Source organism: Streptomyces sp. NPDC048291 (assembly GCF_043201715.1).
Classification (GTDB): Bacteria; Actinomycetota; Actinomycetes; order Streptomycetales; family Streptomycetaceae; genus Streptomyces.
On record NZ_JBICZC010000031.1, the window covers coordinates 1 to 16,020 of the forward strand.

At 70.3% G+C, this 16,020-nt stretch carries 15 protein-coding genes; 6 read left to right on the forward strand and 9 right to left on the reverse strand.

What is annotated here, in order from left to right:
* Positions 1–424: 424 nt before the first annotated feature.
* Both ACGF5O_RS48310 and ACGF5O_RS48315 read left to right on the forward strand, forming a co-directional pair.
* Positions 425–1,228, forward strand: a complete 804-nt coding sequence (locus tag ACGF5O_RS48310; RefSeq protein ID WP_362602586.1) for an SDR family oxidoreductase — start codon at positions 425–427, stop codon at positions 1,226–1,228.
* Between the two features lie 376 nt (positions 1,229–1,604).
* Positions 1,605–2,318, forward strand: a complete 714-nt coding sequence (locus tag ACGF5O_RS48315; protein ID WP_393816337.1) for a VIT family protein — start codon at positions 1,605–1,607, stop codon at positions 2,316–2,318.
* 192 nt (positions 2,319–2,510) lie between these two features.
* Here ACGF5O_RS48315 and ACGF5O_RS48320 read toward each other — a convergent pair whose 3' ends face one another.
* On the reverse strand, positions 2,511–2,903 hold the full coding sequence (locus ACGF5O_RS48320) for a hypothetical protein (RefSeq protein WP_393816338.1): 393 nt from the start codon (positions 2,901–2,903) through the stop codon (positions 2,511–2,513).
* Between the two features lie 165 nt (positions 2,904–3,068).
* Between ACGF5O_RS48320 and ACGF5O_RS48325 the strand changes: the two genes are divergently transcribed.
* The 3 genes from ACGF5O_RS48325 (at position 3,069) to ACGF5O_RS48335 (ending at position 5,045) form a co-directional block, all read left to right on the forward strand.
* Entirely contained in the window at positions 3,069–3,275 is a 207-nt protein-coding gene (locus ACGF5O_RS48325) for a hypothetical protein (RefSeq protein ID WP_362602594.1), read from the forward strand.
* Positions 3,276–3,503: 228 nt separating this feature from the next.
* Positions 3,504–4,301: a GntR family transcriptional regulator gene (locus tag ACGF5O_RS48330; protein ID WP_393816339.1), complete on the forward strand. Its 798-nt coding sequence runs from the start codon at positions 3,504–3,506 to the stop codon at positions 4,299–4,301.
* 66 nt (positions 4,302–4,367) lie between these two features.
* Positions 4,368–5,045 carry a TetR family transcriptional regulator gene (locus ACGF5O_RS48335; protein WP_393816340.1) on the forward strand — a complete coding sequence of 226 codons (678 nt, stop codon included), beginning with the start codon at positions 4,368–4,370 and terminating at the stop codon, positions 5,043–5,045.
* 123 nt (positions 5,046–5,168) lie between these two features.
* On the opposite strand, the gene ACGF5O_RS48340 is transcribed toward ACGF5O_RS48335, so the two are convergent.
* Genes ACGF5O_RS48340 through ACGF5O_RS48365 form a run of 6 tightly spaced genes read right to left on the reverse strand, consistent with a single transcriptional unit; the run spans position 5,169 to position 13,069 of the window.
* Positions 5,169–6,818 (reverse strand): (2,3-dihydroxybenzoyl)adenylate synthase, encoded by a 1,650-nt coding sequence (locus ACGF5O_RS48340; RefSeq protein ID WP_393816341.1) that lies wholly within the window; start codon positions 6,816–6,818, stop codon positions 5,169–5,171.
* Complete coding sequence (locus ACGF5O_RS48345) at positions 6,811–8,883, reverse strand: acetate--CoA ligase family protein (protein ID WP_393816342.1); 2,073 nt, start codon at positions 8,881–8,883, stop codon at positions 6,811–6,813. Before ACGF5O_RS48345 ends, ACGF5O_RS48340 begins: the two co-directional genes overlap by 8 nt.
* A complete protein-coding gene (locus ACGF5O_RS48350; protein WP_393816343.1) occupies positions 8,880–10,433 on the reverse strand; it encodes an FAD-dependent monooxygenase in 1,554 nt (517 codons plus the stop codon). Before ACGF5O_RS48350 ends, ACGF5O_RS48345 begins: the two co-directional genes overlap by 4 nt.
* A gap of 16 nt (positions 10,434–10,449) precedes the next feature.
* Positions 10,450–11,175 (reverse strand): maleylpyruvate isomerase family mycothiol-dependent enzyme, encoded by a 726-nt coding sequence (locus tag ACGF5O_RS48355; protein WP_393816344.1) that lies wholly within the window; start codon positions 11,173–11,175, stop codon positions 10,450–10,452.
* On the reverse strand, positions 11,172–12,005 hold the full coding sequence (locus tag ACGF5O_RS48360; protein WP_393816345.1) for a fumarylacetoacetate hydrolase family protein: 834 nt from the start codon (positions 12,003–12,005) through the stop codon (positions 11,172–11,174). The genes ACGF5O_RS48355 and ACGF5O_RS48360 overlap by 4 nt, the downstream gene beginning before the upstream one ends.
* Complete coding sequence (locus tag ACGF5O_RS48365; RefSeq protein WP_393816346.1) at positions 12,002–13,069, reverse strand: cupin domain-containing protein; 1,068 nt, start codon at positions 13,067–13,069, stop codon at positions 12,002–12,004. Before ACGF5O_RS48365 ends, ACGF5O_RS48360 begins: the two co-directional genes overlap by 4 nt.
* A gap of 116 nt (positions 13,070–13,185) precedes the next feature.
* Between ACGF5O_RS48365 and ACGF5O_RS48370 the strand changes: the two genes are divergently transcribed.
* A complete protein-coding gene (locus tag ACGF5O_RS48370) occupies positions 13,186–13,944 on the forward strand; it encodes an IclR family transcriptional regulator (RefSeq protein WP_362602621.1) in 759 nt (252 codons plus the stop codon).
* Positions 13,945–13,969: 25 nt separating this feature from the next.
* Here ACGF5O_RS48370 and ACGF5O_RS48375 read toward each other — a convergent pair whose 3' ends face one another.
* Positions 13,970–15,085 carry a zinc-binding dehydrogenase gene (locus ACGF5O_RS48375; RefSeq protein ID WP_393816347.1) on the reverse strand — a complete coding sequence of 372 codons (1,116 nt, stop codon included), beginning with the start codon at positions 15,083–15,085 and terminating at the stop codon, positions 13,970–13,972.
* Positions 15,082–15,978 (reverse strand): fumarylacetoacetate hydrolase family protein, encoded by an 897-nt coding sequence (locus ACGF5O_RS48380; protein ID WP_393816348.1) that lies wholly within the window; start codon positions 15,976–15,978, stop codon positions 15,082–15,084. Before ACGF5O_RS48380 ends, ACGF5O_RS48375 begins: the two co-directional genes overlap by 4 nt.
* Between the last annotated feature and the right edge of the window lie 42 nt (positions 15,979–16,020).

The following is a 16,020-nucleotide window of genomic DNA, read 5'->3' on the forward strand; positions in this document are numbered from 1 at the left end:
ATACCACGGCCCGCGCCGGTGACCAGTGCGACCTTACCGCTGAGCTTTCCCATGATCTCGAAACCAATCTTGCGATGGACCAGCGATCACCGAAATGACCGCTCCGTACACAGCGCCCCAGGACTGAGGGGCCAGGTGCCTGCACGGCTTCGCCTCAAGATCCTGTGAGCTGGCGACTGGAATGATCTGCATGCACTTTGTCCAGATGGCGGATCATCCAGAGTATGTCGTTTAGGGAAATTATTACATATTGTCCTGAAATTTTCGATAGCTGAGGGTTGTCAAGAAGTGTGAAGTGGACACACACTTACAGAGAAGTGTCCCTGCGTCGCAGTCTGTCGGTACCAGCGTTGCCACCCAAGGTCTGTGGCTCAACCGCCGTCAGGGCGGATGACGGCCCTGACGGGATCAGGAAGGTGGACTGATGCCTCCCTCGTCTCCGTGCCCGGACCTGGATGGCGTCACCGCGCTTGTCGTCGGTGGAACCGGGAAGGTCGGGTTCTTCGCCGTTGACGGGCTGCTGCGTGCTGGTGCTGACGTGCTTGTGCCTGTGCGTGACGCAGTCAAGTTCGACCGGCTCCGATCTCGCCTTGCGCCCTGCATGCTGGGCCGGCTCGTCGGGATCCCAGGTGACCTTGGTACCCCTGAAGGTGTGGAAGCCGTTGTTGAGCAAGCCGAAGCCCGGACTTTCGGCGGTCTGGACGCTGTCGTTTCGGCGCTCGCCACTTGGCATCAAGGAATGCCGGTCCTCACGGGAGGCTTCGAGACCTTCCGTTCCGTGGTCGAGGCCACGCTGTACCCCCATTTTCTGGTCGCTGAGTTCTTGGTGCCTTCGCTGAAGTGCGGTGGCTCGTATACGACAATCAGCGGTTCCGCCGGATTCGCCAACGCCGTTCGTGCCCGGAGCGGTGCGCTGGCGGCGACCACCGCCGCACGGAACCGGCTCACTCTTGCCATCGCTGACCAGACCGAGGGTGATCCGCGGGTCAATGACGTTGTCATGTGGGCCTACCCCGATGCAGACGGCAGCTGTCCCGGATCAAGCCTTAAGGGCCGGGAGATCGGCGATTTCCTTGCTTGGCTGGCCAGCAGGGAAGCTGACGGCGTCCACGGCCGTACCATTCACCTGCGCACCCCCGGTCAGGTGTGTCGGGCACTCAACGGCGTGTCCAGGCCGGAAGATCTGGCTCAGCGTGGGCTCATCGGGGCTGGTGGGCCTGCCGATTGAGTGTGTCACGGTCCGTCGAGAGGCCGAGGCACGCCTGGCATCACCGGGCAGGAGCACCGCGTTTTGCCGGTCTGATCGCCGGGTGAACCTCGTCGGCCGCAGGAACGGCCCCTCCGGCCGGCAGGGGAGGAGCAGCAGTGTCCGATGCCTGTGACCGCGATGCCTGAGGACGACCGCACGTCGATGCCGTCCCTTTGATCTGGAGCTCCGGGACCCGATCGCGGCGAAGGCGAGACCGATGGTGACGGAGATCGCGGAGCCGTTGCCTGCCCCGCCGGCGGACGCGACGAGCCCGGTGTTCGCGCAGGGCGCCTCGGTGCGGGGCTGGCGACGTCGGTACCCCGCTCGTGAGCCCCTGGGTGCGATCCTCAGTCCTGTGACGGAACCTACGCACGACAACGAGGCCCACGGGGGAGCGCTCGGCTCCCGGCTGAACTGGCTGCGGGCGGCCGTACTGGGCGCGAACGACGGCATCGTGTCGACGGCGGGCATCGTCGTCGGCGTCGCGGGCGCCACGGCCGACCGCAACGCCCTGCTGACCGCGGGCCTGGCGGGGCTGCTCGCCGGCTCCATGTCGATGGCGGCGGGCGAGTACGTCTCGGTGTCCACCCAGCGCGACTCCGAACTCGCCGCGCTGGCGCAGGAGAAACGCGAGCTGAAGGAGCAGCCCCAGGCGGAACTGGAGGAGCTGACCGAGCTGCTGGAGCGCCGCGGCCTGTCGCGCGAGGTGGCCCGCGAGGCGGCGGTCCAGCTCACGGGGCGGGACGCGCTGAAGGCTCACGCGCGCGTGGAACTGGGCATCGACCCGGACGAACTGACGAACCCCTGGAATGCGGCGCTCGCCAGCTTCCTGGCGTTCACCGTGGGAGCACTCCTGCCTCTGCTGGCGATCGTCCTGCCACCCGCCGACTGGCGGCTCCCGGTCACCGTGGGGTCCGTACTGGCGGCACTCGTCCTGACCGGCTGGGCCAGCGCCCGCCTGGGAGCCGCAGCGGTGGGACCGGCGATGGTAAGGAACGCGGTGGGCGGCGCGCTGGCCATGGGAGTCACCTACGGGGCGGGAAGTTTGTTGGGATCAGTCGGTGTTTAGACCTTTTATTCCAGATTGCCGAATGGATGGATGAAGATGCCTGTGATGCGCGGAGCGGACGGGTAGAGGGCGGTGGTCTTGTCGTAAGGGGGCGGCGAGCTCGCACCAGGGATCGGGCGCGCAGGGTTCCGGGCAACACGACTCAAGCAACCCCGAAGGCTTCGCAGGCGGGGCATCTCCGCTGATCGACGCTCAGTCTTCTCCGCCGATCCCGGAGCGCTTCGAACGTCTTGACTGCTGGTTGTCCTTGGCGTCGCAGATGTCCTGGACCGCCCGGTGCTGGGCCGGGGGGACTTCACAAGGGCATCGAGGACGTTGGCCGTTTCGTGAACCCAGCGCCTCTGCTGGCCGGTCTTCGGGAGGGCTCGGCCGGGGCCGTCCGGAGGCCGAGGCGCCGTCATTGGCTGACGGCGGGCATGGGGCGCGCTCCCCCGGCAGGAGCAGGTCGTGCAGCAGGTCGGCCCAGGATGCGAGCACGCCGATGAGCACGAGCATGCACGCCTTGGTCTCCTCCGGGCGGACATCGAGGTGGATGTCCTCGGCCCGCCCGTACGCGCAGCCGGTCTCCGCCGGGGCGCGGTTCATGAAGGCGAGGTGGTCGGCGTGTCACTCCTGGGGCAGCCGGGTGGCCATGGACGAGGAGACGAGGGGCGTGCTTGCCGTGCGCCTGCGGCGCCTTCACCGTGACCGCTTCGGTCGTGGTGGTGACCTTCCTGGGCTGGTGGCAGCCATTGCGGACACCACGAACCGGTGGCCGCGCTCGTCGCGCTGACCGGCCAACTCGGCTCTGCAGGAGTGAACTTCGGCCTCCAGCGCGGCGGCGAGCATGCTGGGTGCGCGCCCGTGGGTGATCTCGTCGACAAGGGAGAGCCGGCGGCGCTGGTGCCGTCGGCGTTCATGCCGCTGAGCACGGGGGTGTCCCCGGCCGGTGTCGTGAACAGCGGTCTTGCCCGGTGACCTGTCGATCAATTACCCAAGAGGTGCCTCATCCCCAAGTCGCTCCACAGGCCTTGATGACGGTTCGGCTTGCGGGAGATCGCCCGGGTGGTGCCGCGTTCATGGGGGAGAAGGTGAATACAGTCCCGGAATGGTTCGGGTTCGGCTGGTGACCGGCTGGTGGATTACGGTCCGGGTCTGGGCCTCTCTGATCCCATATTGGATACACTTTCTGGGTAGACTCCCGTTGTGAGCAGCGATACGAGTGAATTGCCAGAAGAGCGGGAGCCGGACGAGACGGTGGGCCCGGCAGGGAGCGCTCCCGTATCTGGCGGGAACTCGCAGGTGGCTCCGGCCGGACGCCGGCTTGCCCTCGATGTGCACGGCCGGCTGCGGGCCATGATCCTCAGCGGTGAACTGGCCCCGGGTTCTGCGCTGCTCCAAGCAGATATGGCCCGCAAGCTGGGCGTCAGCCGCACTCCGATGCGCGAGGCCTTCCGGCTCCTGCAGGAGGAAGGGCTCATCGATTCCAGGCCGGACCAACGTGCCAGGGTGCGCGCAGTGGATCCCGAGGATCTGGACGGCGTGTACGGGGCCCGCATCATGCTGGAGGCTCTGGCCGTCACCATGACGGCGAAGACGCTCACCAGCGAGGATCTCGACCGCATGAGGGACATACTGGAGCGGATGAAGCTTCTCGCGGATGACGAGAAGCCCGACGAGTGGTATGCCGCCCACCGGGAATTCCACCGCACGGCCACCCAGGCTGTCGGAGCGCAGCTCCAGCGCATGCTCGCCTCACTCGCCGAGCACAGCGAGCGCTACATCCGCCTCGCCCAGCTGGGCGTACCCGGAGCATGGGCTCGGGCTCGCAAGGAGCACGAGGCGTTGCTGGAGGCGCTGAAGGCGAAGGACGAGGCGGAGGCCGCCAGGGTGGTCGCTGTTCACCTGGCGCGTACTGCCCTGGGCGTACTGGCCGATGTCGCCCCGGAGTACGAGCCCGTCACTACACGTTCGGCCCTCAGGATCGTCGGCGGCCAGGCCTGACAGGCGGATGCGGGATGTCATCGTCGTAGCATCGGTGACGAGCCAGCCAGGACAAGGAGCAGGATCGTGCCCGCCGCCGATGCCAGTGAGAAAGTGCCGCAGCCGAAGGCCGGCGGCCCGGGTCTGCCGGAGAAGCCTGTGGCCGAGCCCGAGTATCTCCGTAAGGGCGAGCGCACGCGGATGCGCATCCTGCAGGCGGCACGTCGGAAGTTCGCTGAGGTCGGCTACGAGCGTGCCACCATCAGGGCCATCGCGGCCGAGGCCGCTGTGGACAAGTCGTCGGTCATGCAGTACTTCGGCAACAAGGACGAGCTGTTCCGGGAGGCCGTCCGCTGGGACATCCCCATCGCCGAGCTGACCACCGACGACCCCGCCCAGACCGTGGAGAACTACGTTCGGGCGATGCTCGGAGCCTGGGCCTCGGATCCGGACAGCCCCATGGCCGTGCTTCTGCGCGCCAGTATGACCAGCGAAGACGCCGCTGAGCTGCTGCGCAGCCACATCACCGCCCAGGCCGTTGAGCCGGTGGCCGCCACGGTCACGGCCGACGATGCCCGGCTGCGGGCCGCACTGTGCAGCGCGATGATGATGGGCATCGCCAGCCAGCGCTATCTGCTGCGCATGCCGGACCTGGCCGGCGCGGACACCGAGGACATCCTGCGTGTCGTCGTACCGGTGTTCCGCAGCCTCATCGCCCCCGACATGCCGCAGCGGCCCCGACCGCCCGCCGCGGCCGGGGCATGAGGGTCACCCACCCATCGGGTCGGTCCGGCAGCGCCGCCCCTGTACGAGCCGGATATCCGGCCGGGAACGCAGAAGGCGGTGTGCCCGGATCCCCGAAGAACTCACTCCTCGCCGCCGGATGTCCTACCGGGCGTCGTCCGGGAGCCTGACGAACTCCCGCAGCGCCTTCTTGTCGATCTTTCCGACTTTGGTGAGGGGCAATTCCTCTACCAGGACGAGGTGTTCGGGCAGCTTGTAGCGGGCGACCTCCATGGCGCCGAGGGCCTCGCGCACCGACTCCAGGGTGAGCGCCGACCCCGGCTCGGGGACCACGACTGCGCACACCCGCTCACCGAGTTCCTGGTCGGGACGGGCGACCGCCGCGACACGGGACACCCCGGGAAGGCGGTAGATGAGGTTCTCGACCTCCTCGGCGGAGATCTTCTCACCGCCACGGTTGATCAGATCCTTGTCACGGCCCTCGACGACGAGATTGCCGCTCGCGTGGACCCTGACCACGTCGCCGGTGCGGTACCAGCCGTCCGGGGTGAAGGACCGGGCGTTGTGCTCAGGAGCCCGGTAGTAGCCGCGCGGGGTGTACGGCCCGCGGGTGAGCAGGGCCCCCATCTCGCCGGGCGGTACCGGTTCGTCGGCGGCGTCGACGACCAGGATCTCGTCGTCGGGACACATGGGACGCCCCTGGGTCTGCGCCTTGATGTCATCCGGATCGGCCAGCCCTGTGTAGTTCAGGAGCCCTTCGGCCATGCCGAAGACCTGCTGCAGCGTAGCGCCGAGAACCGGCTCGACCTTCCGCGCCACTTCCGGGGCCAGACGGGCACCGCCGACCTGGAGCAGGCTCAGCGAGGCCGGGGCCGCATGCCGCCCGGAGGCGACGGCGTCGATCCAGCGCTGGGTCACGGCCGGTACGGCGGCGGTGGCGGTGACCCCTTCCGCCGCCATCAGCGGGAACACCTTGTCGGGCTCGGGGGTGCGGGCCATGACGACCCGCCCGCCGCACATCAGGGTGCCGAGGATGCCGGGACAGGCCAGCGGGAAGTTGTGTGCGGCGGGCAGCGAGACCAGGTACACGGTGTCGGGGCCGAAGCCGCAGACCTCGGCGCTGCGGCGCGCGTTGTACTCGTAGTCGTCGTGGGTACGGGTGATGAGCTTGGGCAGACCGGTGGTGCCGCCGGACAGCAGGAACACCGCGATGTCGCCGCTGTCCGGGGCGAGCCGGTCCAGCCGGGCGCGGGCGGCTGCCGGGTCGTCGGCCGGGCGGGCCAGCGCGTGCAGGCTGGTGGTCCCCTCCCGCGCCTCGCCGCCGGCGACCAGCAGCAGCCGCACGCTGGGAGTCGCCTGCGCGATGTCGTGCCCGAGCGTTTGGTGGTCGAAGTCGCCGATCCGGTCCGGGACGGCGATGGCCTTCACCTCGGCATGGGCGGCGAGGTAGCGCAGTTCGTGACCGCGGTGGGCAGGCAGCGCCATGACGGGCGCGATGCCCGCCCGCAGACAGGCGAGGGTGAGCGCCACGAACTCCCAGCCGTTGGGCAGCTGGACGAGTATCGCGTCACCCGGTGTCAGTCCGGCGTCGAGCAGCCCTACGGCCAGCCCGTCGGCCAGGTCGGCGAGCCGGCCGTACGTCAGCCGTGTGCCGCCGTCGACGACGGCGACCTTGTCGCCGTAGGCCTGTGCCCACTCGTGGAGGTAGGAGCCAAGTGGTGCACCGCGCCAGTAGCCGGCCTCGCGGTAGCGGTCGGAGGCTTCCTTGGGCCAGGGGACGAATCCTTCACGCATCGTCGGATCCTCCTTGATCGGATCGAGCGAGCTCGTCGCGGAGCAGCAGGACGGCGTCGAGCGCGACGACGTCGCCGTCGGGCAGAACGCGCAGGGGGTTGATCTCGCACTCGGCCACCGTGTCGTCGGCGGCGAGGGAGGAGAGGGCGAGCAAGGCATGGGCGAGACGGGCCCGGTCGACCGGTGCCGCCCCGCGGGCGCCCTGGAACAGGTCGCGGGTGGCGAGGTCGTCCAGCATGGAATCGGCTTCGTCCGCCGACAACGGCGCCAGGCGCAGTGACACGTCACCGAGGATCTCGGCTGCCGTACCGCCCGCTCCGAGGGCCACGACGGGTCCGAAGACCGGGTCACGGCGGACGCCCATGATCAGTTCGGGGCCTGAGGGCGCCATCTGCTCGACGAGCACGGCTGGGCTCACGGGCATCCGGGCCAGCGCGGCGTCGAGCTGGTCGTGCGTGGTGATCCCGACGTGCACGCCCCCGACCTCCGTCTTGTGCAGGACACGGGCGTCGAGGATCTTCACCACGACCGGCCCGCCGAGTTCGTCGAGTGCGGTGTGGGCAGCCTCCCAGTCGGGACACACCCGGCGCGCCGGCGTGCGGATGCCCAGCTCGGCAAGGACGCCTTTTGCGGTGTGCTCGTCGACCGGTCCGGTCAGGGTGAGCGGGAGAGCACCGGGTGGGGTGACGGCGGATGCGTCCAGACGGGCCCGCACGGAGGCGTCCTCGACGAGGGCTCGCAGCATCGCCGCTCCGGCAGCCGGGGTCGCAGCGGCCGGAATACCGGCCTTCCCGAGCCGTAGACGAGCCTTTCGGGCGGCCTCCGCCGGCCCGCCCACGACGGCCACCACAGGAGTTTTCGGGTGCGCGCTCGTGAGCGCGTCGGCGACATCGACGGCGGTCGGTTCCAGCAGGGCGTAGACGCCGGTCACCTGGATCCCCGGGTCCTCGGACACGCGCTCCACCACCTGGGTGAGGACGGGCGAGGGACGGCCGGTGTCGACCGGGTTGCGCTGGTAGGTGAGACCGGCCGGAAGCAGTTCGCCGATCTCCTTGACCGTTCGTTCGACCAGCGGGGGAACGGACACCCCCCGCGTGCGCAAGGCATCGGTCAGCAGCAGGCCGGGACCCGCCTGCGCGGTGACAAGACCGACTCCGGCGCCGGGGTGCCCGGGCAGCCGTACGAGTCCCAAGGCTGCCACCGCGTCGACGAGTTCTCGTTCGTCGTCGACCAGGACCGCGCCCGCCTGCCGCAGCGCCGCACGGGTCACCCGCCAGGAGGTGGCGAGCGCCCCGGTGTGCGACCTGGCGAAGTCACCGATGTCGCTGCGGCCGACCACGAGGGCCACCACCGGAACCCGGTCGACCAGCCGTCGTACAGCCTTGGTCAGCCGGTGCCCGTCGACGGCCGTCTCCACATGCAGGGCGACAGCGCGCACCCCGTCGTCGCCGGCCAGGTGCGACAGGACGTCGGCCTGCGTGACATCCAGGCTGTTGCCGAGGCCGACTCCGAGCCGTATCCCCACGCCGGTCTCCGCCAGCGCGAAGGCGAGCGCGTGGTTGACACCCCCGCTGGCCGCGACGACCGCGACCGGGCCGGGCGCGAGGTCGGCGACCCCGGGCACGAAACTCGCCGTCAGCCGTGCGTGCGGGGCAAAGAAACCGGACGTGTTGGGACCCAGAACCCGCAGCCCGGTGTCCCGTACGACGGCGGCCACGGCCTCCTGGTGGACGGCCCCCCCGGCGCCGGACTCGGCGAAGCCCCCGGCGCACACCAGCGCGGCGCGCGCTCCGGCGGTCGCGGCCTCCCGCAGTGCGGCCGCGGTCACGGCGGCCGGCACACAGGAGATGACGAGGTCCGGGGTGACGCCGTGGGCGGCCACGGCCGCAGCAACCGTCGGGTGGAAGCCGCGTTCCGGATCCGGGCGGCCGGCGTTGACCTTCATCACCGTCCCCGGGAAGCCGGACAGCGACTCGGTCATGGCCGCGCCCAGCTTGCCGGCGACGGGCGAGGCGCCCAGCACCGCGATGGCGCGCGGTGCGAACAGCGGGTCGAGGCCGTTCATGCGACATCTCCCACGAGGTCGGCTCGGCCGGACAGGACGAGCGTGGTGGCCTTGTCGTCGTCGTACGGGCCGAGGACCGCGGCAGGGATCTGGTGGGCGAGCCGGGCCTCCTCTGCGATCAGCATCCGGGTCAGTGCTGTGCCGCCGCGGGTGCCGATGAGCGGGACACTCACCTGCGCGGCCTCCCTGACCCTGTCGAGGGCGAGCGGCAGCCCGTCCTCGGTGTCCGGCGCGTCGATCCACACCCCGGCCGCGGACGGCTGTCCAGTGAAGACGGACATCGGGATCTGCGTGCCGTCACTTCCGACGAGGGCATCCGGTGTGGCCGTCACCCGGCGGCCGGGCAGCCTGAACGGGCCGTCCTGGAAGGGGGTGTCCAGAGGGGCTGCGCCGTGCCGGGACTGCCACCAGCCGTCGATCCGCTCCACGTAGGAGGCGTCGCGTACGGCGAGCTTGGCCCGCGGGATGCTCCGCGAAAGGAAGTGGAAGCCGAACTGTTCGGGGGCGTCGAAGGAACGGACGTACCGCCCGAAGTGCTCCCACCACGACAGACTGGGGCGCGCCGAGTTCTGGATCTTCTCCACACCGGGGCGGCGGCGCTCTTCGTAGATCTCCAGCGCGCCCGGCACACTGTAGGGCGACTCACCCAGCGCCTCGGCGAGCGCGACGGCGTCCTCCATGGCCATCTTGGTGCCCGACCCGACGGAGAAGTGCGCGGTGTGCGCGGCGTCGCCGAGCAGGACCCAGTGGCCGCGCCGCCACGAACGGGCCCTGCGGGTGGCGAAGTTGCCCCACCGGGAGTTGTTCCCGACGAGGCCCTGTCCGTCGAGCTGGTCGCGGAAGAGATCCTCGAGGTACTTCTTCGACTTCTCGTCGCTGGAGCCCGGGGGGGTTGCGGGATCGAAGGTGTCCAGCCCGGCCGCGGCCCAGGCCTCGGCGTTGGTCTCCACGATGAACGTGCTCAGGCCGTCGCTGATGGGATAGGCATGGGCGGCGAACACACCGTGCGGGCCGTCCTGGTGGACGAAGGTGAGCCCGTCGAAGAGATGAGGGGTGCCGAACCAGATGAACTTGGCACTTGCCACCTCCGCCGTCGGCCCGAAGTCCTCGGCGAACACATTCCGGAAGCGGCTGTTGGCGCCGTCGCAGACCACCACCAGGTCGAAGCCGTCGAGCTCCGCGGGGTCACGGACCTCGTGCTGGAAGCGCATGGTGACACCCGCCGCACGCGCCTGGTCCTGCAGCAGGGACAGCAGGGTCTTGCGGACCACCGCGGCCATGCCCATGCCGCCTATGCGCTCGCGCGCGCCGTGCACCCGTACCTCGATGTCGTCCCAGTGCCGCCCGTACTTGGCCAGGGCGTCGCTGAGGACCGGGTCGGCCGCGTCGATGGCGTCCAGGGTGGCGTCGGAGAAGACCACACCGAAGCCGAAGGTGTCATCAGGGCGGTTGCGCTCGAAGACGACGACCTCGGCGCCCGGCCGGTTGCGCTTGAGCAGGGTGGCGAAGAACAGTCCGCCGGGACCTGCGCCGATGCAGGCGATTTTCATGTCGTACCTCTGTCTTTCACAGCCAGGCCGGCAGCACGGGGAGCGGTTCGCCGCCGTCGGCGTGCAGTACTGCGGGAACAGGACGCCCGGTGGCGTACGCCGCCAGGCTCGGGACCTCTGCGGTCACGGTGACGGGGCGGGCGGTGCCGGGAGCGCCGAAGGCCCACTCCCGGTCACCGCTCACCGCGCGCAGCCTCACGCGAGGCGCGTCGGCCCGCGCGGTGAAGGAAGCGGTGACGTCGTCCAGGAGCGCGGCGCACACGTCCGGGGGGAGGTCGTCGAACGTGGTGTGCGCGTCCAGGTCGACGGCGTGCACCCAGACCTCGCGGACCCGCATCCACGCGGTCTGCGAGACCGGTACCTCCCGCCCCCGGGCCGTGCGCACCCGAGCGTCCCAGGCCGCCTCCGGCAGCGCGTCGGCCGCCTCGGCCAGCCGGGCCCCGGCCGCCCGCAGATCCGCCCGCAGCTCGTCCGGTGACAGGCCCGCCCCCTCCTCGATCTCCCGCGACCGCTGCTCCGGTGAGGTGTACATCGGTGTGGTGACGCCGGTACGGGCCCAGGTCAGGAGATTGACCAGGGCGTCGGCGTTGCGGGCGACATGGGCGACGACGTGTGCGCGGGTCCAGCCCGGCAGCAGCGAGGGGCGGGTGAAACCCGCGTCGGTCACCGTGCGGGCGGCGGCCTCGAAGACCGCCGTTCCCTCGGCGGCCCAGCCGAGCACCAGGTCCGGACGCGAGTTCACCGGGGATCCCGGCGGCAGACGTTGCGGCACTCGCCCAGACCGTCGATACGGGTGACCAGGACGGAGCCGTCCTTGAGGTAGCGGGCCGGCTTGCGGGCGTGTCCGACGCCACCGGGCGTTCCCGTCGCGATGACGTCACCCGGCACCAGCGTGACGATCTCCGACAGGTAGGCCACGAGGGTGGCCGGGTCGAAGACGAGGTCGCCGGTGTTCGACTTCTGCACCGTGTCGCCGTCGACCTCGCAGGCCAGGTCGAGTTCCAGGGCGCCCACCGCCGCATCGTCGGCCGTGACCAGCCAGGGGCCGATGGGAGTGGTGGCCTCGAAGGTCTTGCCCTGGTGCCACTGCGCGGTGCGGTACTGCCAGTCGCGGGCGGTCACGTCGTTGAGGACCGTGTAGCCGGCGATCGCCGCACGTGCCTGGGCGGGAGTGGCGTGGCGTACCTCCGCGCCGATGACGACGGCGAGTTCGGCCTCCCAGTCCATCTGATCGGAGGAGGCAGGCAGCACGACATCGTCGTACGCGCCCACGAGCGCGCGTGCGTACTTCGAGAACAGGGTCGGGTACGAGGGGAGTTCGCGGCCCATCTCCAGAATGTGGTTGCGGTAGTTGAGACCGACGCAGATGACCTTCTCGGGTGCGACGACCACCGGGGCGTAGTCCAGGGTGTCCAGGGCATGCCACTCGCCGCCGGCGGCGGCCGCGCGGGCGGCCCAGTCCGTGTGGCGCAGGAAGGCGGCGAGATCGGTCTCTCCGAGATCGACCGCGCCGTCGGTGTCGACGCGGACGGCGCGGGTGCCCTCTTCGGTGCGGATGGTGGCGAGCTTCACTGCTGTTCTCCTCGAGAGGTACGGGCGAGGCCGAGCGCCTCGTAGACGGGCTCGTCGCTGAAACGGAAGAGGTCGACCTGGGTACGGGCTGTCAGCGTCACCTCGCACCAGGACGGGACGGCGAACAGGTCGCCCTTGCCGACCTCGAAGGTCTTGTCGCCGACGGACACGGCGGCCTCGCCGTCGAACACCTGCCAGACCGCGGAGCCGACCGTGCGCACGGGGGTGGTGCGGATCCCGGCACGCAGCCTGCGCATCTCCGTGCGGATCGTGACCAGGGCGTCCCTGCCGGTGGTGGGGTTGGAGAAGCGCACTCCGGCATGGCCGGGCTCGATGGTGCCGGGTACGTCCTCCGACTCCAGTTCCAGCTGGGCGGTGAGCGCGGCGTCGGTGTGCTCCCAGCGGTAGGCGGCGAGCGGTGAGTTGGGGCGGTCCGGCTGGCTGATGGGGCGCAGGCCGGGGTGCGCCCACAGCCGTTCGCCGCGCGAGCGGTGCGGTGTCTGGCGGGTCGACAGCTCGTCGGGACCGAACTCGAAGAAGCCGGCGTCCAGCTTGCTGACGAGAGGGATGTCCAGACCGTCGATCCAGGTCATCGGGTGGTCGGTGACGTTCTGGTGCTCGTGGAAGGCCCAGCTGGGCGTCAGCAGCAGGTCACCGCGGCGCATCGCCACCGCGTCACCGTCCACGTTCGTCCACACGCCCTCGCCGTCGACGACGAACCGGAAGGCGCCCTGGCTGTGCCGGTGCGAGGGGGCCACCTCCCGCGGGCCCAGGTACTGGACGGCCGCCCACAGCGTCGGTGTGGCGTAGGGCTGCCCTGGCAGACCTGGGTTCGACAGGGCCATCGCCCTGCGCTCACCGCCGCGCCCCACCGGCACGAGCTGTCCGGAACGCTCGGCGATCGGCAGCAGGTCGCTCCACCGCCACAGGTGGGGGACTGCCGCGGACCGGGGGGACATGGGCATGAGGTCGTCGCGCTGGGTCCACAGCGGAATCAGCCCCGCGTCCTCGAAATCTGCATACAGCTCATCGAGCAGCTTCTGCTCGCTCGCAGCGTCGGTCATGTGGGCCTCCAGGGCAGGTGCAGGTCCGGTTGGCTGAAGTGTGCACAGTTTCCGGGCGTGATTGACGTTACGCCGCTGTTTCCCATAGGGGAATCTCTAAGAGGTAGTGTTCTTCTATGCAGAATCAGGAATCTCGGGAGCGCCCGGCCTATCCGGTGGGGGCTGCCGGGAACGCGCTACGTACCGTGCAGCTGCTGCACGAGAGAGAGGAACTGCGTGTGGTGGATGTCGCCGAGCAGCTCGGCATCGCGCGTTCCACGGCGCACCGGGTGCTGGCGATGCTCGTCTTCCACGGTTTCGCCCAGCAGGACGGGAACAAGGTGTACCGGCCGGGTCCCGCCCTGCGCGCGATCCGGGGGAGCCGTGCCCTGCCACCCGACCTGATCGCCACCGCCCGTCCGCACCTCCAGCGGCTGACGGACACGGTCCACGAGACCAGCCACCTCATGGTGCTGGAAGGCAGCGGCGCGCGGTTCCTGGACGGCGTAGAAGGACCCCAGGTCCTGCGCGTCAGCTATCGGACGGGCACAGTCCTGCCGGCCCATGTCACCTCGGGGGGCAAGGCCCTGCTGGCGGGACTGCCACCGGAACAGGTGGCGGCCCTGTATCCCCGTGGACTGCCCGGTCACTCCGCGGAGAGCGTGGAGCGACTGCGGGCCGAACTGGCCGTGATCCGGCGCCTGGGCTACGCATACAACCTGCAGGAGAGCGAGAGCGGTGTGAACGCGGTCGGGGCGTGTGTCCGCGACGGAGCCGGTCGTGCGCTCGCCGCCGTCGCCGTCGCGGCTCCCGCCTCACGCTGCCGCAAGACACGGCTCACGGAACTCGCTCCGACGGTGCTGGACGCTGCCCGGAGCATCGGCCGGGAGCTCTAGCCGGAGTCTTGCGGGACCTGGTCTGTCAGGCCTCCCAGTCGTCCGTACCGAGGATCAGCGCGACACGTCCGACATTGCTGTCGTCTTCCAGGTAGCGGTGCGCGTCGGCGGCACGCCCGATGGGGAACGTCCGGTCGACGACGGCACGGAACCCGTTCTCGGCCTGGGCCCACAGAGCCTCGACCGACGCCGGGTTCCCGGTGCGTACTCCGATCACGCGCTGGCAGTTCGAGTACAGGCGCAGCAGATCGAGCTGCACCCTGCCCCCGAGGAAGGCCCCGGAGGTGACCACCGTGCCGCCGCGCGCGAGTGAGTCCACCGTGGCGTCCCAGACGGCCGGGTCGCCCAGGTTGTCGACGGCGATGTCCGCGCCATGGCCCCCGGTCGCCTCGCGCACCCGGTCGGCGAAGTCCGGGGCGGTGGCGTCCAGGACCACTTCGGCCCCCGCGGCGGACAGCACCTCGCGCTTTTCGGGCGAGCGGGAGGTCGCGATGATCCGTGCGCCGAGATGCCGGGCGAGCGCGGCCGTGGTGGATCCCAGGGCCGAGGCGGCGCCCTGCACGAGCACCCAGTGACCGGCCCGCAGCCCCGCCTGGGCGAGCTGGTTGGCGGCGACCGGTCCGACCAGCGCGAGTGACGCGGCCATCGCGGGCGAAATGCCGTCGGGCACCGGATGGACGTTGCGCGCGGGGGCCACGCAGTACTGCGCGTAGGCGCCCGGGCGATGGGTGCCGATCAGGGAGAGGGCGGCGCAGGCCTCCTCGCGGCCCTGCGTACAAGAGGCGCAGACACCGCAGGTGACGACGGGGAAGACCGCCACCCGGTCCCCGACCCGGACCGAGCCGACGCCTTCGCCGAGAGCGGCGACGACACCCGAATGGTCCGCGCCCAGGACATGCGGGAACCGGAAGTCCGCGTACGGATGGCGGCCCGCACGGGCCGCCAGGTCCAGCAGACGGCCGATGCTCACCGCGGCGACCTGGACGAGGACCTCGCCGGGGCCTGGGCGAGGTGTGTCGGTCACCGCCCGCTCCAGTACGCCGGGCGGACCGAAGCGGTTGAAGACCATGGCCTGCATGGACCCGGGCACGGGCAGCGGTTTGGGCCAGTCCCGCTCCGTGCGGGCCGGTGCGCTGCTCACGACGCCACCACGGTGTTGTGCAGGCGGCCGATCCGTTCGATCTCCACGACGACCTCGTCCCCGACGGCCAGGAACTCGCCGCGGGGCACTCCGCATCCTGCGGGTGTACCGGTGAGGATCACATCGCCGGCTTCGAGCCGGGTGAGACGGCTCGCCGCCGCCACCACCTCATGCACGGGGATCATCATCTGCGCGGTGGAGGAGTCCTGCTTGACCACGCCGTTGACGGTGAGCCGGATCCGCAGATCCTGCGGGTCGGGCACCTGCCAGCCGGGCACGAGACCGGGCCCCAGAGGGCAGAAGCCGTCCTGGCCCTTGTGCCCCAGCCAGTCGAAGGTGAAGGGCTCGGCGACGGGCAGCGCGGCCTTGAGCCTGTCACGGGCGGAGATGTCGTTGGCCGCGAGGTAGCCGGCCACGTGGTCGGGAACCTGGTCGGGGGCGATGTCACGGCCGGGCCTGCCGATCACGACGGCGAGTTCGGCCTCCCAGTCCACGCGCGCGCCGGGGTAGCCGGGCAGCGGCACGGGATCGCCGGGGCCGGTGACCGTGGTCCTCGGCGGCTTGAGGAAGAAGAACGGCTCGCCCAGGGCGGCGGGGCGCTCGATGCCCATCTCGGCGATGTGGTCCCAGTAGTTGGCACCGGCGCACACCACCTTGCCCGGGTACGTCAGGGGCGGCGCGAGACGGGCGTCCGCGACGGCCGGGGCCGCCGACGGCGTCCACTCGCGCAGGGCAGGCGCGAGAACGTCCCACCGCTGCAGCACTTCCAGGAGCGTAAGGCCGGCCGTCCCGGGCGGGCCTTCCACGACCTTCTCCCCGACCAGCGCACCGACGGCGGTCTTCTCGGAGTCGTTGGTGCGGTACTGGACCAACGACCAGTCAGGTGACTGCATGGCTCTTCCTCCAGCTGGCGGCTCTGTAGAACAGCAGGACCA

Coding starts and splice junctions, on each gene's coding strand:
- ACGF5O_RS48310 (WP_362602586.1), top strand. CDS start 425: ATGCCTCCCTCGTCTCCGTGCCCGGACCTGGATGGCGTCACCGCGCTT.
- ACGF5O_RS48320 (WP_393816338.1), bottom strand. CDS start 2,903: ATGAACCGCGCCCCGGCGGAGACCGGCTGCGCGTACGGGCGGGCCGAG.
- ACGF5O_RS48340 (WP_393816341.1), bottom strand. CDS start 6,818: ATGCGTGAAGGATTCGTCCCCTGGCCCAAGGAAGCCTCCGACCGCTAC.
- ACGF5O_RS48345 (WP_393816342.1), bottom strand. CDS start 8,883: ATGAACGGCCTCGACCCGCTGTTCGCACCGCGCGCCATCGCGGTGCTG.
- ACGF5O_RS48350 (WP_393816343.1), bottom strand. CDS start 10,433: ATGAAAATCGCCTGCATCGGCGCAGGTCCCGGCGGACTGTTCTTCGCC.
- ACGF5O_RS48365 (WP_393816346.1), bottom strand. CDS start 13,069: ATGACCGACGCTGCGAGCGAGCAGAAGCTGCTCGATGAGCTGTATGCA.
- ACGF5O_RS48370 (WP_362602621.1), top strand. CDS start 13,186: ATGCAGAATCAGGAATCTCGGGAGCGCCCGGCCTATCCGGTGGGGGCT.
- ACGF5O_RS48380 (WP_393816348.1), bottom strand. CDS start 15,978: ATGCAGTCACCTGACTGGTCGTTGGTCCAGTACCGCACCAACGACTCC.